24 protein-coding genes and 1 other annotated feature are annotated in these 20,876 nt (G+C 39.2%); of the genes, 20 read left to right on the plus strand and 4 right to left on the minus strand.

The window, feature by feature from the left end:
- The first annotated feature begins 24 nt into the window (after positions 1 to 24).
- From P8610_RS10375 to P8610_RS10385, 3 genes are all read left to right on the plus strand, one after another.
- Positions 25 to 681 (plus strand): futalosine hydrolase, encoded by a 657-nt coding sequence (locus tag P8610_RS10375; protein WP_289497262.1) that lies wholly within the window; start codon positions 25 to 27, stop codon positions 679 to 681.
- A gap of 5 nt (positions 682 to 686) precedes the next feature.
- A complete protein-coding gene (locus P8610_RS10380) occupies positions 687 to 1,526 on the plus strand; it encodes a 1,4-dihydroxy-6-naphthoate synthase (RefSeq protein ID WP_394604465.1) in 840 nt (279 codons plus the stop codon).
- Positions 1,527 to 1,677: 151 nt separating this feature from the next.
- Positions 1,678 to 1,866 carry a hypothetical protein gene (locus P8610_RS10385; RefSeq protein ID WP_289497261.1) on the plus strand — a complete coding sequence of 63 codons (189 nt, stop codon included), beginning with the start codon at positions 1,678 to 1,680 and terminating at the stop codon, positions 1,864 to 1,866.
- Positions 1,867 to 1,910: 44 nt separating this feature from the next.
- Here P8610_RS10385 and P8610_RS10390 read toward each other — a convergent pair whose 3' ends face one another.
- Entirely contained in the window at positions 1,911 to 2,363 is a 453-nt protein-coding gene (locus tag P8610_RS10390; protein ID WP_394604326.1) for an SgcJ/EcaC family oxidoreductase, read from the minus strand.
- A gap of 82 nt (positions 2,364 to 2,445) precedes the next feature.
- Positions 2,446 to 3,546, minus strand: a complete 1,101-nt coding sequence (locus P8610_RS10395) for a PRK06851 family protein (RefSeq protein ID WP_289497259.1) — start codon at positions 3,544 to 3,546, stop codon at positions 2,446 to 2,448.
- 773 nt (positions 3,547 to 4,319) lie between these two features.
- Between P8610_RS10395 and P8610_RS10400 the strand changes: the two genes are divergently transcribed.
- The 3 genes from P8610_RS10400 (at position 4,320) to P8610_RS10410 (ending at position 7,464) form a co-directional block, all read left to right on the plus strand.
- Positions 4,320 to 5,114, plus strand: a complete 795-nt coding sequence (locus P8610_RS10400) for a DUF4240 domain-containing protein (RefSeq protein WP_394604327.1) — start codon at positions 4,320 to 4,322, stop codon at positions 5,112 to 5,114.
- Between the two features lie 522 nt (positions 5,115 to 5,636).
- On the plus strand, positions 5,637 to 6,302 hold the full coding sequence (locus P8610_RS10405; RefSeq protein WP_289497257.1) for a 5-bromo-4-chloroindolyl phosphate hydrolysis family protein: 666 nt from the start codon (positions 5,637 to 5,639) through the stop codon (positions 6,300 to 6,302).
- Complete coding sequence (locus tag P8610_RS10410) at positions 6,289 to 7,464, plus strand: toxic anion resistance protein (protein WP_394604328.1); 1,176 nt, start codon at positions 6,289 to 6,291, stop codon at positions 7,462 to 7,464. Before P8610_RS10405 ends, P8610_RS10410 begins: the two co-directional genes overlap by 14 nt.
- A gap of 64 nt (positions 7,465 to 7,528) precedes the next feature.
- Here the strand turns inward: P8610_RS10410 and brnQ are convergent, their stop codons facing one another.
- Positions 7,529 to 8,863: a branched-chain amino acid transport system II carrier protein gene (gene brnQ, locus P8610_RS10415; protein WP_394604329.1), complete on the minus strand. Its 1,335-nt coding sequence runs from the start codon at positions 8,861 to 8,863 to the stop codon at positions 7,529 to 7,531.
- Between the two features lie 52 nt (positions 8,864 to 8,915).
- Positions 8,916 to 9,159: a binding site (T-box leader), on the minus strand.
- 116 nt (positions 9,160 to 9,275) lie between these two features.
- Positions 9,276 to 9,794, minus strand: coding sequence for a GNAT family N-acetyltransferase (locus P8610_RS10420; protein ID WP_394604330.1), 519 nt, complete (start codon positions 9,792 to 9,794; stop codon positions 9,276 to 9,278).
- 177 nt (positions 9,795 to 9,971) lie between these two features.
- Between P8610_RS10420 and P8610_RS10425 the strand changes: the two genes are divergently transcribed.
- From P8610_RS10425 to P8610_RS10490, 14 genes are all read left to right on the plus strand, one after another.
- The gene (locus P8610_RS10425; protein WP_394604331.1) at positions 9,972 to 10,718 is read left to right on the plus strand and encodes a L,D-transpeptidase family protein; all 747 of its coding nucleotides are present in this window, start codon (positions 9,972 to 9,974) and stop codon (positions 10,716 to 10,718) included.
- Positions 10,719 to 10,932: 214 nt separating this feature from the next.
- Positions 10,933 to 11,070, plus strand: a complete 138-nt coding sequence (locus P8610_RS10430) for a hypothetical protein (RefSeq protein WP_394604332.1) — start codon at positions 10,933 to 10,935, stop codon at positions 11,068 to 11,070.
- Positions 11,071 to 11,113: 43 nt separating this feature from the next.
- Positions 11,114 to 11,926: an ABC transporter ATP-binding protein gene (locus P8610_RS10435; RefSeq protein WP_394604333.1), complete on the plus strand. Its 813-nt coding sequence runs from the start codon at positions 11,114 to 11,116 to the stop codon at positions 11,924 to 11,926.
- Between the two features lie 69 nt (positions 11,927 to 11,995).
- The gene (locus tag P8610_RS10440; RefSeq protein ID WP_394604334.1) at positions 11,996 to 12,946 is read left to right on the plus strand and encodes an iron-hydroxamate ABC transporter substrate-binding protein; all 951 of its coding nucleotides are present in this window, start codon (positions 11,996 to 11,998) and stop codon (positions 12,944 to 12,946) included.
- Between the two features lie 27 nt (positions 12,947 to 12,973).
- On the plus strand, positions 12,974 to 14,017 hold the full coding sequence (locus P8610_RS10445; RefSeq protein ID WP_394604335.1) for a FecCD family ABC transporter permease: 1,044 nt from the start codon (positions 12,974 to 12,976) through the stop codon (positions 14,015 to 14,017).
- Positions 14,014 to 15,021, plus strand: a complete 1,008-nt coding sequence (locus P8610_RS10450; protein ID WP_394604336.1) for a FecCD family ABC transporter permease — start codon at positions 14,014 to 14,016, stop codon at positions 15,019 to 15,021. Before P8610_RS10445 ends, P8610_RS10450 begins: the two co-directional genes overlap by 4 nt.
- 156 nt (positions 15,022 to 15,177) lie before the next feature.
- Positions 15,178 to 15,597 carry a VOC family protein gene (locus P8610_RS10455; RefSeq protein WP_394604337.1) on the plus strand — a complete coding sequence of 140 codons (420 nt, stop codon included), beginning with the start codon at positions 15,178 to 15,180 and terminating at the stop codon, positions 15,595 to 15,597.
- A 90-nt stretch (positions 15,598 to 15,687) separates the two neighbouring features.
- Complete coding sequence (locus P8610_RS10460; protein ID WP_394604338.1) at positions 15,688 to 16,644, plus strand: heme-dependent oxidative N-demethylase family protein; 957 nt, start codon at positions 15,688 to 15,690, stop codon at positions 16,642 to 16,644.
- Positions 16,641 to 17,096, plus strand: coding sequence for a dimethylamine monooxygenase subunit DmmA family protein (locus tag P8610_RS10465; RefSeq protein ID WP_394604339.1), 456 nt, complete (start codon positions 16,641 to 16,643; stop codon positions 17,094 to 17,096). The genes P8610_RS10460 and P8610_RS10465 overlap by 4 nt, the downstream gene beginning before the upstream one ends.
- A gap of 13 nt (positions 17,097 to 17,109) precedes the next feature.
- A complete protein-coding gene (locus P8610_RS10470; protein ID WP_394604340.1) occupies positions 17,110 to 18,069 on the plus strand; it encodes a PDR/VanB family oxidoreductase in 960 nt (319 codons plus the stop codon).
- A 21-nt stretch (positions 18,070 to 18,090) separates the two neighbouring features.
- Positions 18,091 to 19,257, plus strand: a complete 1,167-nt coding sequence (locus tag P8610_RS10475; protein WP_394604341.1) for a hypothetical protein — start codon at positions 18,091 to 18,093, stop codon at positions 19,255 to 19,257.
- Positions 19,258 to 19,371: 114 nt separating this feature from the next.
- On the plus strand, positions 19,372 to 19,854 hold the full coding sequence (locus tag P8610_RS10480; RefSeq protein WP_394604342.1) for an MFS transporter: 483 nt from the start codon (positions 19,372 to 19,374) through the stop codon (positions 19,852 to 19,854).
- A 56-nt stretch (positions 19,855 to 19,910) separates the two neighbouring features.
- Entirely contained in the window at positions 19,911 to 20,543 is a 633-nt protein-coding gene (locus P8610_RS10485) for an MFS transporter (RefSeq protein ID WP_394604343.1), read from the plus strand.
- Positions 20,544 to 20,634: 91 nt separating this feature from the next.
- Entirely contained in the window at positions 20,635 to 20,865 is a 231-nt protein-coding gene (locus tag P8610_RS10490; protein WP_289497241.1) for an excisionase family DNA-binding protein, read from the plus strand.
- Positions 20,866 to 20,876 lie beyond the last annotated feature (11 nt).

Here is a 20,876-nt window from a genome sequence, read left to right on the forward strand (position 1 = left end):
AGGCGAAAGGGGATCTCGATATCGATGAATAACGATCGCCGCATACTCATTATGACTTCCGTATCAGCAGAGAGGGACGCTATTTTAAGAGGGTTGGGGACAGATGCGAGAATTGATGTAGTCTTAGCTGGTGTCGGACCGATCTCAGCTGGCATTCAGACAACGAAAGCATTGCTGACGAATGACTATGACTTAGTAATTAATATGGGAATTGCTGGAGGATTTCGTGGTAAAGCGGAAGTCGGTTCACTCGTAATTGCTGATGAGATCGTATCCGCTGATCTTGGAGCCGAATCTCCTGATGGATTCATCACTTTAGACGAACTCGGTTTTGGTGCCTCAACTCGTATTAAAGCAGACAGTGAAATGGTGATGCTTTTATTAACGTCATTAAAGCTTTCAGGAGCAGCTGTTCAACTTGGCAATGTTCTTACGTTGTCTACGGTGACAGGTACTTCCGATACCACTGCAGAGCTTCTTAGACGTGAACCGAATGCAGTGGCAGAAGCGATGGAAGGATACGGAGTCGCATTAGCCGCACAGGAATTTGGAAAACCTGTACTTGAGATTCGTTCCATATCAAATCCAATCGGTCCGCGAGATCGTTCTGCTTGGCGTATGAAGGAAGCGTTCGATACACTAGAGAGAGTCAGTAAAGTTATCGCGGAGGTTTTGTTATGAGTAAAATGAGTATTGCTTTTTCACCTTGTCCGAACGACACGTTTGTTTTTCATGCATTGGTTCATGGCCTCATTCCTGGGGCTCCTGAATTTGATGTTACATATGCAGACATTAATATTACGAACGAGTTAGCTGCTGAATCAGACGAACTTGATATATTGAAAATCTCTTATGCAGCGCTTCCATATGTGTTGGACAAATATGCTTTAATACCATGTGGCGGTGCCCTTGGACGAGGCTGTGGTCCATTGGTTCTTGTTAATGAGCCAGGTGATGTTACCCCTGACATGCTATCAGGAGCAAAAGTGGCTGTTCCGAGTGAACGTTCAACAGCGTATATGCTGTTCCGTTTATGGGCGGCTCAAAATGTTCCAGGTGGAGTAGGCGAAATTATCGTAATGCCTTTTAACGAGATCATGCTCGCTGTAAAAGAAGGACGCATCGACGCAGGTCTTTTGATCCATGAAGCACGCTTTACGTACCAAAATTACGGGCTGAACCTGTTAGCTGATATGGGAAGCTGGTGGGAAGAAGATACAGGTCTGCCAATTCCATTAGGAGCCATTATCGCACGCCGTTCGCTAGATTTAGAGTCTATTAGTGAGTGGATTCGTAAATCGGTAGAGTACGCGTGGCAAAATCCTGAGGCATCAAAAGCCTACGTGATGCAGCACGCCAGTGAGCTTTCAGAAGACGTAGCAAAATCTCACATCGATCTCTATGTGAATGATTTTACCGCTGACCTTGGGGATAAAGGCTTTGAGGCAATCACGACACTGCTGAACCGTGCAGGTGAAGAAGGCATTGTACCTAAGAAGGATTATACGGAACTACTGAAAATTTAAGAGTGGACAGTAAATTTACGAAAGTGGACAGTAAATTGGATTAAGTGGACAGTAACCTATTATAGGAGTGCTCAATACCAATAATTAACCACTCGCAGCACCTGAGCATACCTTATAACGAGAAGAAAAATCTGTTATAAGGAGGCGCAATATGTCTAATACAAACGTATTAACACTCATTGGGGCTTTATTAGCTGGGTATTTTCTGCTTGCACTTCCACTAGGCGGTACATTTTTAGCTGCGTTCGGTCCAGCAATTAAAATTATTGCTATTCTAACTGTTCTTGTTTTTGGATTTGTTTTAATCTATTTAGGACTTCGGGATATATTAAGAAAATAGATGATATTACAAAACCCGCTGATAAGTTAGCGGGTTTTGTTTTCTTATTTTGGAAGCAATTTTTTTAGTTCATCAGTAAACTTCTCCACAAGCTCAGGCCGTCCATGAAATTGTGCAGGTGTGTTTTGGAATAGCTTAATGAACCAGCCTGTTTCTTTTTTAACTGCAACAACGGTATGATGTGTATTCAGCTCTGGAGAAAGCTCGGTTTTTCCCACAGGAATCATTCCTGCAATTGCCCTAAGGATGACCGCATCTTCGCTTAAAAAGGAAACGTTCTTCACTTTTGCATAATAAGGAGGGGTAGGGAAGCTGCTGAAAATCGGCTCCAAATGTGAATATACTTCATCAGGACCGAACGCCTGGCTTCCATCATAACCGATCATCTCACCGTCTTCTGTAAAATGATCAGCCATACCACGTGCGTTTCGCTCATTCCAAGCGTTCAAAAACTGTTGATACAAATTTCGAATTTCCTGTGTTGCCTCTATGTTCATAGCCAGTCCTCCATATGTAAATTAGTTTTAATCATCATAACAAAAAAACAGCCACCAACAAAAATGGTGACTGAATCAAATGTCATTTTTGCCTTGCAGTGGCTAGTCGATCAATTTCTTGGTCAAGCCTGCTTTGAATAGCATCTAATTTTGTAAAATCCATAGCTGCAACATAAATCTTCTCGAGATCATCATGCTTATTTTTTGCATCTGCTAAAAAGCTTATGGCTTCCTTCATTTTCTGTGTATAGCGGCCGCTGATTTCTTTAAGGCTATCAAAATATTTTTCATCAGTACCAGGTTTAATGGTCTTTGCATACATATCAACAATTGTATCTCCTTTGCGTTCAGGGAAATACTCGTGAGGAGCAGTGCTGTCAAAAATCGCAAATCCTAGCTCTCTTACTATAATCATATCGAGACTATTAGGATCGAATCCGCAATGATAAATCTCCACATCATATCCCGAAGCTTCAGCATTGGCTGCTAATTTCTTTAATAGCGTGGATTTACCTGATCCTGGCCGGCCCTTTATAAGGTACCGTTTATTCAATCCCTCTGTCAGGTTTGGAACAAAGTCTACAGCTCCCTTAGGAGTAGCGGCTCCTAAGAAACGGTGATATACGTTTGCTTGTTTATTAACTTTTTTAGAAAAAAACTTATGCATTAATTCATCGGTAAGTTTGTTTGCTTTGTTATAATCCATGTTCATAATATAAATTTCTTCCCATTCATCATGAATGAGGAGTGCTTCATGAAAAGTTTCATACGCTTTTAGGAAATCAGCAGAGATTGACTCTGATAGCTGAAGAATTTCTTTTTTACTCTTTGCAAGCTTTTTTGAATCCCAAGCTTCCCCTAAGTTTACGTATTCTTCAATTGCGCCTGGAGCTTTAGGTTCAATAACGTGAGGCGCCGTGCCGTCAACGATTCCAATACTTAGTTCCCGAAGGATAACTCCGTCAATTGACCCGTTGTCAGAAGCGCAATGAATGTATTCTACATCATAGCCCTCTTCGTTCCACCTTTTGCCGATCGATTTCATTAACGTAGATTTGCCTGTACCGGGGCCGCCTTTAAGGATAAAAAGACGATCAAGACCACTAAGATTGGATGAAAATAAGTTGTGAAAACCCCTTGCCGTATTGCCGCCAGCATAATAGTTTAGAATTTTTCCAGTCAATGTTCAAAACACTCCTCTTATGTGTAGTTGTGTTTCTACAAGCATGTTATGTAAGGAGGAAAGAATAGGTGATAGCCTAAAAAAACACATTTATTATTTAAATTGTTGAAATATGATGAAATAAAAAGAAATTTTACGAATGAAGGAGTATGATTAGCAAAAGAGTAATAAATTTACCGTAAATCACATAAAATTGATTATTCTGAATATTTAAATAAAATTTAGAATGAGTTAATATGTAATTAACAAAGAAACACCACCTTTACAAAAGGAAGGCGTGATTCCAATGAAATAAGTTAGCGAAGCATATCAAATCACATCCAGTTAGAAATCAGCCTGTGAAAACTGATTTCGAGATGTGTGGATATGTGGGAACGCGCAAATACACATTACGAAAGAGGTTGATTCCAATGACGTATGTGAGCGAAGCATGCTAAGATCGTGTTGCAGACGGAAATAGCCGGTGAAAACTATTTTCGCAGCATGTGGGCATGTGGGAAATTACCGAGGTAAAGGAAAAAGTAAAAAGGAAAAATAAGATCTAATGCAAGGCAATTGATTGAACGAACAATTAATTGAAGTCTAGTTATGGGACAAATAACTAGCATTTGTGTATTAGGAAGAAAGGAAAGAACGTTTAAGTGAATAAAGTGAGTTTAAGTTAAAGGCGCTGTTTATGTGATGTATACATATTCAGCGTCTTTGTTTTGTGAAACAATAGAAATATAAAGCATGAGGCTTATATCGTTATGGAAGATGAGGGGTTATTTTTTATGGAAACTTTACTTATTTATAAGGATGGTTCTTCTAATAAGTTTTGGAAAATAAACCAGACAGGAAACTCTTATGTCGTTACCTACGGAAAAGTGGGGACTATTGGAGCCGTAAAAACAAAAACATTCGACTCCGAAGAGAAATGCCGTAAAGAAGCTGATAAACTTATCCGATCTAAGTTAAAGAAAGGGTACGTGCCCACAGAATCAAGCGATTTAGTATTAAAAGATTCAACTATGACAGAAACTCTGTTTTGGGAGCTTATCGATAAATGTAAAGAAAAAGGCGATGATTCCGACGAGCAAATGGAATGGCTGCTGTATCAGCTCTCAAAAAGACCTGTAAAAGATATCATCATGTTTGATGTTATATTGAATACCTACTATACAAAGTCATATACATCTGATTTATGGGCTGCAGCATACATCATAATGGGAGGATGTTCTGACGATTGTTTTGATTACTTTAGAGCTTTTCTGCTATACCTCGGAAAAGAAGCTTACGAGGCTGCTATAAAGAATCCTGAGTCACTGCTGCCTTATTTAAAAGTAATAGAAGAGCAAGAAGAAATACCGCAGCTTGAAGAGTTATTATCTGTAGCGTGTGAAGCATATGAAGAAAAGACTGGCCAAGATTTTGAAGAGTACCAAGACTTATATGACAAGTTAACCAACGAAAATCAAAGCGAACCACCAGAAATTGAATTTGACTGGGATGAAGATGATGAAGAAGGACTAAGAAAAAAGTTTCCGCTTTTATGGGAAGCGTTTGGAGAAACTCCAATCGAATACTAATTACATAAATTCAAAGCTCACCATCACTTAAGAAGGTGAGTTTTTTTATTAATATTTTTCTAAAGGCTGTTTTTATAAGAATTTTTGCTTTCAGTTTTTTCTCTTCATTTGCAAGTAGATTGGAGCGCAAGGTGGCGAGATCCTCGAAAAATAAACTTCAATTTTTCTTCGTGCGATGTCTCGCTGCCGGAGCTTTCCTTGTCCTACGGGACGAGCGGTCAGGTGGAGACTCCTAATGGCGCAAAGCGGCAGGAGGCTCACCGCACGCCCCGTGGAAAGCGAGCTACCTAGAGCGGAGATCTACCACATTCAAAAACAACAGTGAATACGGAAACAGTCTTTATAAAAATACGCCTCAAGTCCTAGAACACATTACTTCTCGAAGCCATGGTGATTTTAGGAAGGTTTCGGTAAGGTAATAATAGAAACATATTATATATGAACATTTTTTATTTAAAACGAAACTCTCAAACTTGTACGAACGTATGAATTAAAAAGAGTTTATGTCAGGAGTCGATTACAATGAACGGATTTTTAGCCTTTTTTATCCGCATGTTTGTTGCCATTCCAGCTTCAGCAGGAGTATGGCTGGCTAGTATTATCGGATATGACCAGACTTACCTCATGTCGTCAGGAATTGCAGTAGCCGGTGGCGCTGCCGCATACACAGCAACAGGACTTCTTCAAAAGCAGCGATTCCTCAGTGAACATCAATTATCGAGAAGAGAATATAAATACATCAGAAAAAATCTAGACGAAGCCAAGCCTAAGATCTATCGGCTGCAAAAAGCATTGCTTTCTGTCCGAGACCTTCCCACATTAAAACAAAGAGCCGATCTTGTTCGTGTAGTAAGGAAGATACAAAGCTTAACTCAGAAAGAACCACGGCGTTTTTATTTAGCGGAACAGTTTTACTTTTCGCATTTGGATTCAGCGGTTGAACTCACTGAAAAGTATATGTTTTTATCATCACAGCCGCGAAAGACGAAGGAGTTAACCCAATCGTTAGTGGAGACAAAAAGAACGCTTGACGAACTGAAAGAGTACATCGAAAAGGATTTATACCAGGTTTTGTCAAATGATATAGATGACCTGCATTATGAAATCGATGTGGCGAAGTACTCCATTAAGTCTCTGAAAGATTCACAATCCATAAAAAAGGCAGGAGATATAAATGAAAGAAAATAATGCACCGCGCATTTATAATACAGATGAACCAGCAAATCTAATGGATGACTTGCTGGCAAATCCTTTTGGTGAGAAGCAAGAATCTGCAGTTCCAGCGAGTGAGAATAAGCAGGTTCGGTTAATAGATGTGCTACCAGAAGAAAATAAGGAAAAAGCTTATCAGTTAGCAAAACAGATTGACCCTACTAATCACCAGACGATGATTACGTACGGTGCACCGGCTCAGGCAAAATTGCATTCCTTTTCAAATACGATGCTCGAGCACGTGAAAAAGAAAGATACAGGACAGATCGGTGAAATCATTGGAGATTTAATGAGAAAGCTTCAAGATGTTAATCCTGAAGAACTAAAGTCAAACAAACCAACGTTAATCGGACGCATGTTCGGAAAGCTTTCAGGCTCTGTTCAGGAAGTTCTTTCGAAGTATCAAAAAACGGGTGCTCAGATTGACCGCATTTCTGTTAAGCTGGACGGAAGCAAAAATGTGCTCATGTCTGATATCGTCATGCTTGAAAAGCTGTACGATAATAATAAAGAGTACTTCCAGGCATTGAATGTCTACATCGCAGCTGGGGAATTAAAGTTAGATGAGCTTAATCAAGTTACAATTCCTGAGATGAGAAAAGTAGCAGAACAGACGAACGATCAAATGAAGTTTCAGGAAGTTAACGATATGGTACAGTTTGCTGACCGCTTAGATAAGCGAGTTCATGACTTGAAACTAAGCCGTGAAATCACGATTCAGAGTGCACCGCAGATTCGACTCATTCAAAACACGAACCAAGCACTTGTTGAAAAAATACAGTCATCGATCATGACGGCGATACCGTTATGGAAAAACCAAGTAGCCATTGCTCTGACGTTGATCAGACAGCGAAATGCTGTAGAGGCTCAAAAACAGGTATCTAAAACGACGAACGAACTTTTACTAAAAAATGCAGAGATGCTAAAAACGAATACGATTGAAACCGCTAAAGAAAACGAAAGAGGCTTAATTGATATTGAGACGCTGAAGAAGACGCAAGAAAATCTTCTTTCAACACTCGAGGAAACTCTTCGTATACAAGAAGAAGGGCGTATGAAGAGACGTCTTGCTGAAGAAGAGCTGGCAACGATGGAGATTGGCTTAAGACAGAAGCTGCTAGAAATTAAAGGTGAATAATTAAAGAAGGAGCTAATCCCATTTTATGCGGATTAGCTCCTTCGTTTTGTTATGTTGTGAAAAATTAGGAAGCCTTCACTTCAACCTCATCTAATGCTGAATGTGTACGGCTTAAGCTGCTTAAAGCCATTCCGACTGCCGTACCAACTAAAGCTGGAAGAATCCACTGTAACCCCATAGAGGATAGAGGGAGGATGTCTTTCATCACTTGTACTGGACCTAGATCTACTCCGAATGCAGCCAAACCGTCCATCAAGGCGAATACTCCTGTAAATAGAACCGCACTGCCGTACACTTTTTTTGGATTTTTGAAGAAACGGTTAAAAAACGTAAGTGCAATTAATACGATCGTTAATGGATAGGCTGTGACCAAAAACGGCACCGATACTTTAAGAATTTGGTTCAGTCCTAGGTTTGATAGAGTAAAACTTACTAGTGTAACGAGTAAGACTACCGTTTTGTAGCTGACACTTGGAATTAATTTTGAAAAGTACTGACCGCATGCTGTCGTTAAACCAACAACTGTAGTAAAGCAAGCTAATGTAAAAATAAAGCCAAGCAGAGCTGTTCCGCTTTTACCTAGTAAAAGAGTGGAAGCTGCAGAAAGAATGTCCGTACCATTTTCAAAAGTACCGGCTGCAGCCATCTTTCCGCCGATTAATCCTAAGCTGACATAAACAAGTGTTAGCAACGTACCCGCAATCAAACCTGCTTTTAATGTGTAGTTGGTTAATTGCTTTCGATCCTGAACGCCTCTTTGCTGAATCGCAGTAAGGATAACAATACCAAAAGCGAGAGCTGCAAGAGCATCCATTGTGTTGTACCCTTCAATGAAACCTTTTGAAAAAGCTCCGGATTGATAGTTAGCAGATGGTGATTGAAGTGGAGCATCAAGTTTAAAAAATCCTACCGTACAAAGAACAACCATTGATAAGAGAAGAGTGGGTGTAATCCAGCGTCCCATATATTTCTCCATTTTTGATGGATTAAGGCTGACTGCATAAACCAGTGCGAAAAAAGTAACCGTGAATAATAAAAGAATAAGTGCTGCGTTCGAATGATTGCTCAAGAACGGTTTAAGGCCCATTTCATAAGCAACGTTTGCATTTCTCGGAATGGCTAGGAATGGTCCGATACTTAAGTAGATGACTACCATAAAGACGGTGCTGAAAACTGGGTGTACGCGATTACCAATGGTTTGAACCCCTCCTTTTACAAGGGAAACGGCAAATAATACAGCAAAAGGAAGTCCGACTCCTGTCAGAATAAAACCTGCCATCGCAAGCCAGTATGAGGATCCTGCCTCAGCTCCCAAAAATGGAGGGAAGATAAGATTTCCTGCTCCAAAAAACATTGAAAATAACATAAGTCCAATAAAAACGGTGTCCATCTTTCTCATAAGTAATCTCTCCTTTTATTGTTTTAAAAACATAAAAAAAACCCGCCCCTATAAAAGGGACGAGTTATCGCTCGCGTTACCACCCTAATTCCGCAGCTCATGAAAAGCTTACGGCACTCAGTCAACGTACAAACATACGTGTTCCCTTGTAACGGCGGACGGCCCGTCAAAGCTTACATGTCAGCTTTGCATCTCAGAGATGATTTTCGGATAAGAACTGAACATCGGCTTTCACCAAGCGCCGATTCTCTGGGGAACAGTGATCAAATCTTACTCTTTCTCGTCATTGATTTTAATATTAATTGTAAATTTATCACCCTAAAAGAAGAAAGTCAACAACAAATTCTGAAAACATTGAAAAGTTGAAACAGTCAGTGCCAATTCCATCTGCTTCTACGCGTAAGAAGATAACTTATAAAAATAACCCCATCACAACGGTGTTATGGTATGTTCCTCTAATAAAATTATCATTCTTCAACAAACCTTCCTTCTCGAAACCTAGTTTCTTATAAAGATCAATCGCCTTCGTATTATTTTCATTCGTTACGAGACTAATTTTCTTTGTAATTCCATTTTGTCTTGCCCACATCAAAAGATCATTCATTAAAGCTGTTCCCAATCCCATGCCTGTGTATTTTTTTGAAACTACAATACCGAGTGTTCCTACATGTTTGGTTCGTTCTTTTTGTGAGGAGTTAATGGTTGCAATGCCAATAATTTTAGAATCGATCGTAGCAAGCAGCATGATAGAATTCGGTTCCTGTGAAGTGGCTGTGATGTAGTCTTTATAGTCTTTAAGCTCTCGTTTAAATTCATTTGCTCCAAAGGATAGATAATCACTTTCACCGCCAACCACATTATAAAAGTCGATCATGTTTTGAGCATCATCACTCGTGGCTTTGCGTATATAGACGTTATTAAGGTTGCGCATAATTTCAGCTTCTTTCTTCTATGTATAAATTAAATATAACCTACTATTCTATTCGTGATACAAGCTAAAGATCCATGAATTTTTGATTAAATTTTTTATCAAAGTTGTAATGCAACTCCTGTTCCCTTGCATAGAATATGAGGATTTGTTATTTCACTAAAGAACAGGAGAGAAAGAATGAAAACGAAAAAGATATGGATTGGTTTACTCATGTTTTGTTTTATGTTCTTACTAGTGCAACCAGCAAAAGCAGCAGCGTCATCTTTAATTATCATAAACAAATCGACAAACCAGCTAGCGTATTTCGAAAATAATAAATTATCAAAAGTATTTAAAGTAGCAACAGGTAAACTGCCATCTTATACACCAGAAGGAAAGTTCAAAATCGTAAACAAAATCACAAACCGGCCTTATTATACAGGTAACATCCCAGGAGGAGATCCTCGAAATCCGTTAGGCAATAGATGGCTCGGATTAAACGCGAGAGGAACTTGGGGAACAACATATGCGATCCATGGGAACAATAACGCGAATTCGATAGGTAAATATGTAAGCGCAGGCTGCATTCGCATGTACAACAACGAGGTGCAATGGCTGTATGCAAGAATCTCAGTAAATACACCAGTCGTCATTACGACTTCAGGCAAAACATTTCCTGCGCTGGCTGCAGCAAATGGATACAAAATTACGAACGGTTCAACTGTACCTGTTGTTTCAGTGGTAAATTTGAAAAAGGGTAGCCGTGGCGCAGAAGTTATGGAGCTTCAACGCAGACTTACTAGCTTAGGATACAATACAAAAGGAATTGACGGCGTATTTGGAGCAAATACAGATGCGGCTGTGCGTCAGTTTCAGAAAGCTAAGAAGCTAACAGTAGATGGAATTGTAGGACCAGCGACTAAAAAGGCGTTGGGGATGTTTTAAATATTAATTAAGATCAGCCTTAGCAAAAGGCTGATTTTTTTGTGACAAGTTTAAATATTCCGTTGACACCTTTAGAAATATCCAATAAAATGATAAACGATATTGATAATCATTTTCAATTGAGTTATGGCTTAAAATAAATTTTATAAGGCTCTTTTCTAAAAGATTGTTGCTTTCAAATGTTGTCTTCTCTGATTGTTGATTGGAGTGTAAGGTGCGAGACTCCTGCGGGACAGGTGGGCAGGTGAGACACTTAAAAGTGAAACGTACAAATGTGGCTCACCGCCTGCCCCGCGGAAAGCGAACGCCTGAAACGGAAAGCAACAACTCCCAAAAGCATCAAAGTTTATGAAAACAGCTATTTTTAAACAACTGTTTAAAGGAGGGCGAATAAGGTGTCTAGACTATATGCTGAACATTTACAAATATCATATGGTGAACGAGACATAGTAAAAGATCTTAACATTTCCATTCCAGACGGGAAGATCACAACGATTATCGGACCGAATGGCTGTGGAAAATCGACGGTTTTGAAAACGTTGTCGCGTATACTTAACCCCAAATCAGGTGTTGTTTATCTGGATGGTAAAGCCGTTAGCAAAGAATCTACGAAAAAAATCGCGCAAAAGATGGCCATACTGCCACAGTCACCTGATTCTCCAGAAGGGCTTACGGTTGGAGAACTGGTTTCTTACGGAAGGTTTCCTTATCAAAAAGGTTTCGGCAAGCTTACCAAACGTGATTTTGAAGTCATTGACTGGGCTTTAGAAGTTACAGGAGTTTTAGAATTCAAAGAGCGCGCAGTAGATGCTCTTTCAGGAGGTCAACGCCAACGTGTATGGATTGCGATGGCATTAGCTCAAGAAACGGATATTATCTTACTTGATGAACCGACTACATATTTGGATCTATCTCATCAGCTAGAAGTTCTTGAGTTGTTGCACCAGTTGAATCGAGATGAGAATAGAACCATCGTAATGGTTATTCATGATTTGAACCATGCAGCTCGTTTTGCTCACCATATGGTCGCAATGAAAGACGGATCCATCTTAAAAGAAGGTACGGCTGAAGAGGTAATGACCCGTACGGTCCTGCGAAATGTCTTTAACATTGATGCTGAAATTGGCTTAGATCCGAGAACGAGAAAGCCTGTATGTTTAACGTATGATCTCATCAAGAATGTTAAATTGGTTGAAAACTTGGCGTAAGTATTCGCCTTTCTTTTTTACAGTTAATTGAGAATGATTTTTATTTAACAAATATAGGGGGATAACAAAATGAAAAGAACAACAAAACAATTACTCGTTAGCTTTATGACATTACTTTTGGTTTTTGTACTAGCAGCATGCGGTAATAAATCAGAAGAAGGCGCAAGTTCAGGGGAGAAGGATTCTTCAAAGAATGAAACAAGAATCTATAAAGACGAGAAAGGTAAAGAAATAGAAGTACCCGCTGAGCCAAAACGTGTTGCAATGATGGCTGCTACATATGCTGGTAATTTGCTAGATTTAGGCATTACTCCGGTTGCTGTTAATGAATATCCAAAACAAAATAAATTCTTCGGTAACAAACTAGACAAAGCTGAAGTGGTTACAGCTGATTCTTATGAGAAATTATTAGAATTAGATCCTGACTTGATCATCACGTATTCTGATGATAAAAACATCAAGAAATACGAAGAAATTGCTCCAACCGTAACAATGACATATGACAAGTACGATTACATGGAACAGCATGTTGAAATCGGTAAAATGGTTAATAAAGAAAAAGAAGCAAAGACTTGGGTTGAAGAGTGGAAGAAGAAAGCAGCTGACGCTCGCGAAAAAGTAAAGTCAGCAATCGGTGAAGACAAGACGTTCATGGTTATGGAAGCATACGGTAAAGATATGTATGTTTACGGTAAGAACTGGGGTCGTGGAACAGAAGTTATCTATCAAGCTCTTGAACTTAAAGCTCCTAAAAAATTAGAAGAAGATGTTTTCGGTCCAGGATGGAAAGCTATCTCTACAGAAGTAATTCCTACTTACGCTGGAGACTATATTTTTGTTGGATCAGGTGCTGGTAATCCAGACAATTCATTCATGGAGTCAGATGTGTGGAAAGAGCTTCCGGCAGTTAAGAACGGTAACGCAATTAAGTTTGATTCAGAATCATTCTATTTTAATGATCCAATTTCTCTAGAAAAAGAATTAGACATTATTGTTGAAGAGTTAACGAAAAAGAAATAAAAAGCTTTTATAAAAAGGGAAAACGCCATGTTCAAAACAAAAATCAAGCTCATAAAAGATAATAAAGTGTATTCGAGACCTGCAGTGGGTTCAGCGATTCTTTTGATGGGTTTCGCTCTACTCTTGTTAAGTATTGGACTTGCGATATCAGTTGGCGCAGCTAAGATCAACTTTCTTACGGTTTGGAATTCTATCCTAAACTATGATCCTACGAGGGAAGCTGACCGTATCATTGTAAGTCTTCGATTACCAAGGGAGCTTGGTGCAGCAATTGTTGGTGCTGGGTTTGCAGTAAGTGGGGCAATTATGCAAGGGATGACCCGAAATCCGTTAGCAGATCCTGGTTTGCTGGGTTTGAACGCGGGTGCTAGTTTAGCACTTGCATGTGTATTTGCTTTTAACACAGGAGCAAACTATCTTACGGTAATGGTAATCTCCTTTATAGGTGCAGGAATTGGTGCAGCGATGGTATTTGGATTAGGTTCGATGAGCCGAGGTGGATTAACGCCGATTCGAATTACGCTTGCAGGTGCCGCCGTTTCTGCACTGCTTTCTTCGTTGGGAGAAGGAATTGCTTTATACTTTAAGCTTTCTCAAGACCTTGCTTTTTGGACAGCAGGCGGGGTATCCGGAACCAACTGGGAACAGTTAAAAATCATTGTACCTGTAGTCATTGTTGGGATTGCGGTTGCTGTTATGTTCTCAAGGCAGCTAACGATTCTGAGCTTTGGTGAAGAAGTGGCGAAAGGTTTAGGTCAGCGGACTTTATTAACAAAATGTATTCTGATGACTGTCGTATTAATTCTAGCCGGCGCGGCAGTTTCCCTTGTTGGTTCCATCGCCTTTGTCGGTCTGATGGTTCCTCATATTGTGCGATTTTTAGTGGGAACCGATTATCGCTGGATCATTCCTTGTTCTGCGATCTTTGGAAGTGTGCTGATGGTTTTAGCGGATACATTTGCTAGAACGGTAAACGCTCCATATGAAACACCAGTTGGTGCAGTAGTTGCCATGATCGGTGTTCCTTTCTTTCTTTACCTTGCAAGAAAGGGAGGGAGAAAACTGTCATGATGAATGCGCGTCAGATTAAGAGAGTAAGGGTACCAACGTTTGCAGCGATTTCTTTGTTGATAGCCATTTTTGTTGTAAGTGTGGCAACTGGTTTTGCTTCATTAACCCCTTCAGAACTATTCCGAACGATTATTGGACAAGGAACACCGAGAGAGAATCTAATTCTTTTTGAGTTTAGGTTACCACGCATATTTGTTGCAATCCTTGCGGGGATGGGGCTCGCAGTGTCTGGTGCCATCCTGCAAAGTATTACGAAGAACCCGCTTTCAGATCCTGGTATTTTAGGAATTAATGCTGGTGCTGGTCTGATGGTTGTGGTGTACATCATGTTTTTTACGGTAGAATCATCGAGTTTTCTATACGTGTTGCCGCTATTTGCTTTAGCAGGCGGATTGGCAACAGCTGCTGTCATTTATGTGATGTCTTATATAAAAGGCGAAGGTGTTGAACCAACGAGGCTAGTTTTAGTCGGTGTTGGATTGGCTGCAGCGCTATATGGGGCAACATTAACGTTATCAACACGATTAGATATGGAAGACTACTCATTCATGGCGAACTGGATGGCGGGTAGAATATGGGGTGATGATTGGATATTTGTTCTGTCGTTGCTGCCATGGATTCTTTTGCTCGTTCCATATACGATGTTTAAGTCCAATGTGCTGAACACATTGAACCTGCATGAGAATGTTTCAGTTGGTGTGGGCGTGAATGTAGGAAGAGAAAGAATTCTTCTGATCATGGTTGCGGTAGCGCTTGCTTCAGCATCAGTAGCGGTTAGTGGCGGAATTGCTTTTGTAGGACTCATGTCTCCTCATATCGCCAGATCACTCGTTGGTCCGCGTCATCAAGCGTTCCTTCCTGTTGCAGCGTTAATAGGAGCTATTCTTCTGCTTGCTGCGGACACGATAGGAAGAGTCATCTTAGATCCAAGCGGCATCCCTGCTGGAATCATCGTAACCATCATTGGTGCACCGTACTTTATGTACCTTTTGGTAAAAAAATAAGAAGTGAAAATCAGTCCTTCATTATAGGGCTGATTTTTTTATACGTTTTCCAGGTTTAACGATCTTTATGTGGTGCTTTTTAAAATCTTCCTTTTTTGCGTTAACTCTCTTAACGCTCTATAATTCAAGTCAGTAGTTCAAGAAGAGGTGATTGTAATGAGACTGGATCATACAGGAATTGCGGTAAGAAGAATAGATGAAGCGATAGAATTTTATACAAACGTTTTAGGCGGTAAGCTGACGGAACGATATACGAGTGAAAAGCCTGGTGTTGAGACGCATATCGCCGTGATTGAACTTGAGAATCAAGTCATCGAACTGCTTGAGCCAACAAGTAAAACTTCACCGATTGAGCGTTTTATACGCCAAAAGGGAAAAGGAGTTCATCATCTCGCTTATGAGGTGGATGATTTGATCCAAACGATTGAAGAGTTTGAGAGCAGGGGCTATACCTTTTTAAAAGATACTTTTCGTACCAATCCTTATGGCAGACGATTAATATATATGAATCCCGCGCATTCGCAGGGGCAAATTATTGAACTGTGTGATTATCCAGAAAAGAAGAAGGAGAGCTAACTTGAAAAAGTCAGTTCTCTTTTTTGCCTTTTCATGTGAACCAAATTTCTTTACAATAAATTATAAGAATATTCTGTAAAGGGTGAAGGTATGAAATGGACTGCTAATCTCGAACAATTTCCGTACCCGTTTAAGGGCCCAACCTACCGTTATTCCAACAACTCCATCCCGATGCATACACCCATTAGTGTGGAGATCACTTCAGATTATAAAAAAGAAATGCTTCTAAAGAGGAATCTTTTAACGCATCATCCTGAACGCTGCTATCAATCACTTCCGCATACTATGACAGGTCAGTGGGAAATCGTTGAACTTGTTATTGACCATCTCGCAGCACATTATCCGAATCAATTTTTAGTAAAGAAAAGAAATTCCACCTGGATTTTTACCAATAACATTTTGGACGAAAAAGTAGAATTCGTCTTTGGTGATGATAAGTCACTGCCGTGTGAGCCGTTAGCTTTTATAAGCCATCATGTGCAAGAGGATTTAATTCTAATGATGCAGCGTGACGGTGACTTGTATCTAGATGCAGGGCAGCTTTGTTTTCCTGCGAACTGGTCGCTTGCCTTTAACTTAGGTATGAAGTTCAAAAGCATCCACCATCCCATTCCAGGCTTCAAAGAAGAAGGATTGGACGATCGTATTTTACAGTTTCTAATGAGATTAGATGCAGGAAACCCATGGGAAAGACTAAATTGGTCACTGATGGCAGGTGACAGGATGGATACTTCACTGGAAACCTTTGATCAATGGGGTCAGCTTCGTAAACAAGTTACAAAAGAAAATGCAGGAAAGCTTGTTCATATTCGAGTAGAAGTTCAGAAGTTATTCAGATTGCCGCGAACTAACAGCATACTTTTTACCATTCACACGCATTTACTGCCTTTAGAACAGCTGGCTGCAAATTCGGAGTGGCTGCAGCAGTTTTATGAAATTCTTTCTGAACTTCCTTCACACATTGCTGATTACAAAGGTATTTCCCTTTATAAAGATGCGGTGTTGGATTACTTGGAGAAACAGCTGGAACGAGTGAGAGCCACATGAAAAATGAAGCTGTTTTTATCAATGGAAAAAGAAAGTATATTTTTTGTGGAGATGATCAAGGTTTAAAACTGTTAAGCAGCGTGATGGAAAAGGTAAATGAAGAAGGGCTGACTCATGAACGGTTTATTCTGTCAGACCTTAAAATGTCCTTGTTGGAAGATTTCTTGAAATCTCAAAAGATGGGCACCTTTCTCTACGTGGCATTACCATCTTCAGAGCTTCAGCAATTTCGAAAACCTATAGAGGATATCGGATATTCAGAGGAAGACGTGCAGTACATTGGATATGGGGAGAGAGAAATTCCTGTGTTTTGCTGCCGTTGTCATGAAATCAATACGTCCAATAAGGAGCTAAAAAGGCTGTATTGTCATCGCTGTGGTTTAGAACTTGAAGTTTCAGACCATTATTCTGCCATGCACGATGCATTCCTAGGCTATGTTGCAAAACTATAGGAGGTGGGCTTAATTGTATAAAGAGGCTACATTATCAGTTCAAATCACCTCTATTGTGCAAGAGACGGAGCATGTTAAGAAGTTTATCCTAGCTCCGGCAAAGGGAAATAAACTTCCACGATTTAGTGGTGGTTCGCATATCTCTACTTACCTTGAAACAGCAAATGGATTAGTAGTTCGGCAATATTCGCTAACTAGTCATCCCGACGAAACTTCACAATATGAGATAGCCGTTCGTTTGAGTGAGGATTCTAAAGGGGGATCACGCTTCTGGCATAAAGCAATGAAAGTTGGAGACAGTCTGCGAATCAGTTATCCCAAAAATCATTTTCCATTAAGCTTTAAAGCAAGGCATCATGTTTTTTATGCGGCTGGAATCGGAATTACTCCATTTCTATCAATGATACATGAACTTATGACTAAGCGATTCTCTTTCGAACTTCATTATGCTTCTAAATCAAAACAAAATTGTCCGTTTTATGAGTTTTTAACGAAGCATTATTCGGGGCAATGTCATTTTTATTTCTCAGAAGAAAACCACCGTATGTCTACTTCATCTTTAGAAAATCATCCAATCGGCACTCATGTTTATTTTTGTGGCCCTGAATCTTTTATAGAACAATTTATAAAAGCGGCCAGAGATTTAGGCTATCCTAAAAAGTCGGTACACCAAGAACGATTTTCACCACCTCAGCAGAAACATGTAACATCTTTTCATGTTTCACTCAAAAATGGAAAAGAAATACGCGTAGATAAAAAACAAACTTTATTAGATGCTCTATTGCAGCATGGCTTAAATGTTCCATACTCATGCAGAGTAGGACGATGCGGAACGTGTGAGCTGCCGGTCGCAGAAGGGGAGATCAATCATTTTGATTTCTTTCTTAGCGAGGATCAACAAAATGCCCAGAATTGTATTTTGGCCTGTGTTTCACGAGCAAAGTCAGATAAACTAGTGATTGAGATTGAATAAGTTAGTGTTGGAGAGGTTGCTATGTACGGGAAAAATGGGAAGTATACGAATAGGCCAAAGTGGTATTCATGTGTGTTTATTATTTTATTTAATCTTTTTCTATTAAGTGTTTTGTACTATTTAATAAAATCGTTTATTGATTCAGATGGTAAAGACATAGGGCTGACTGTCCTAACTGCTTTTTCGATTTTGCTAGTCACACCGTTAGTGATATATCTTTTTTACATTTTATTCTTTGGATTTTCCAAAGTAACGGACTGGGAACTATCCGAAAAGGGTTATAAAACCACCCAAACTAATTTAAAAACAAATGAAACATCGGGTTCTGAGTTTTTATTCTCACAGGCTGTACAATGTCTGATCTCTCCTTTATCCGTCAGCGTTTACAGAGCAAACTCCACGGGAAAAACACGCTATTATAAATATATTATGCTAAACATTGTTTATCGAAATAATGAGGGAGCACTTGATGTATTCCAATTCTCCCATTTTGACGAAGCGGAACTTTATCCATGGTTTCTAAAGTTAAAGAAAAACAATGTTCCATTAGAAATTACAGATTATGAATTGTCAAAGGTACCAGCCGTTGACTTCTTACAAGTTGTTCGAGATGAGGTTGAGCGCAGGCCTTATATTTTGGGGGATTCATTAAAAGATTTAGGATTAATGATAGTAACAACAGACAAACCAAATGAGTACACGCTGCCAATGACTCGAAAAATGATAGAAGCTGATGTGTTCGTAAAAAAGAAACTAGGGAATAAGATGATTTTCACGGTGCAATTTTTAGTCATGGTTGTTTTTCTGAGTCTTTTTTACAAAGAATATAGTAGTGATGAATCCTTAACGTTACCAGCGCAATTCGTATTTTTCAGTTCATTTTCTATTTTCTTAACACTTTACTTATACGGAGTACCAAAAATAAAATTATTGAGTTTTTTAAAATTTGCAGGAATTTTTATTCTCCAGTGGATGATAGCCTTGTTTTTAGTAGATTTAATTATTCAAAGGTTATCTGAACCATTTATCACTAGTATAGTGGTTGATATCATTCGGTTTGTCTTTTTCTCTCCTCTAATAAGTTTAGTTGCTATCCTGGTTAGAGCGATAAGACCAGCGGTTTACCATGAAAAGTACCGTAATAATCTTGAAAAGATAGAACAGGGGAATACAACCGCTGTAAGCTAAATCTTTTATAGAAAAGATTAATAAGGTGTATAATTTAAAAGTTGATGTATATAGAGTCTGTCTGAATTATTTTTCAGCAGACTTTTTTATTTTATATAGTTAGGAGTTTTACTTGTGAAGCACCGCAAATTGTTAGTTTATCTCGTTGCCTTTGGTGCGTTTCTTGGACCTTTTTCTCAAACCATTTATGTACCGATCATTCCTGAGGTAACGAAAGAACTTCAGACTACACCTTTTTTAGTTAATTTCTCTATTTCAATCTATACGGTTTTTTTGGCTCTTATGCAGATGGTGTATGGGCCTCTTACAGACTCAATCGGCCGCAGAAAAGTGATGATTACTGGTCTTATCATTTATTTAGCGGCTACAATCGGATGTTATTTTTCAGAAGCGATTGAATTTCTTTTGGTGTTTCGATCCCTCCAAGCGGTGGGAATTGCAGCGGGATCGGTAGTCGCTGTAACTGTTATTGGGGATTTATTTGAAGGGAAAGACCGAATCGAGCCTATGGGTACGTTTCAAATGATGGTATCACTCGGTCCTGTGGTGGGCCCAGTTGCTGGTGGCCTTCTTAGCGGTTCTTTGATTTTCATATGATTTTTATTGCTTTGTTTTGTAGTGGATTTATCATACTTGCTGGAAACTTCATCATTTTGAAAGAAACAAAACCAGCCGCAGTGAAAAAACAAAATTTTAGATTTACAGATTTCCTGAAAATTTTGCAAAACCGAATTGGATACTCAGTAATCGGTCTTGGATTTATTCAATATTACGCTCTTTATAACTTTATAGTGTTTTTACCAGGCATTATGAGTGAGCGCTATGTATTATCGGTAGAACAAAAGGGGCTTGTTTTTCTTCCGCTTTCACTTGGAATTGTTGCGGGGAGTTTTATTGGAGGAAAAATGAGAAGATTTAATGAGCGAAAAGTCATTGTGTATTCTGCTCTTCTCAATGTAATTTCCTTATTCCTCTTTATATTAGTATCTAGTGTTTCTCTTTTCTTATTAATCATATCCATCTGTTTATTTGGCCTTTTCTTAGGTATGTCATTGCCTGTCCAAACAGCAATGCTCACACAGGATTTCCAATCCAATCGAGCTACAGCGATTGGGGCTTATAACTTTTTCAGATACATGGGTATGAGTATAGGGCCGCTATTAGGAAGTTTTCTGTTTCATTTCGGAAGCTACACATTGGTTTACGGATTTGTTGATGTGATTTTATTTCTTTTTGTATTGTTGATGAGTAAACAATTGATTCTAAAACAAAGATTGGCAGATTAGATTTGAGAGTTCAATTTTTAGGGTATATTGAATCCATACCGTTCTTGCTGTAAGCTTATATTAAACAAAAGTTAGACAGGATGTATGAATGATGTACCTTACGATAAAAGAAACGGCTGAATACTTGTCAATGCCAGAGGCGGTCGTAGAGAGCCTTATTCAACAGAATAAGATTCGTGCTATTTTTGACGGGAATCAGCATCTTATTAATAAAGAGCAGTTCAATACACATTTTGAGCAGCTTGAAAAATATAAGAAGATGGTTGAGGAATACTTGAGTGAACCCATTCCTGAAGATTGGGATGCAAAAGACGAAGACTAATTGCGATAAAA

This window comes from Fictibacillus sp. UD (genome assembly GCF_043558025.1).
Classification (GTDB): domain Bacteria; phylum Bacillota; class Bacilli; order Bacillales; family Fictibacillaceae; genus Fictibacillus.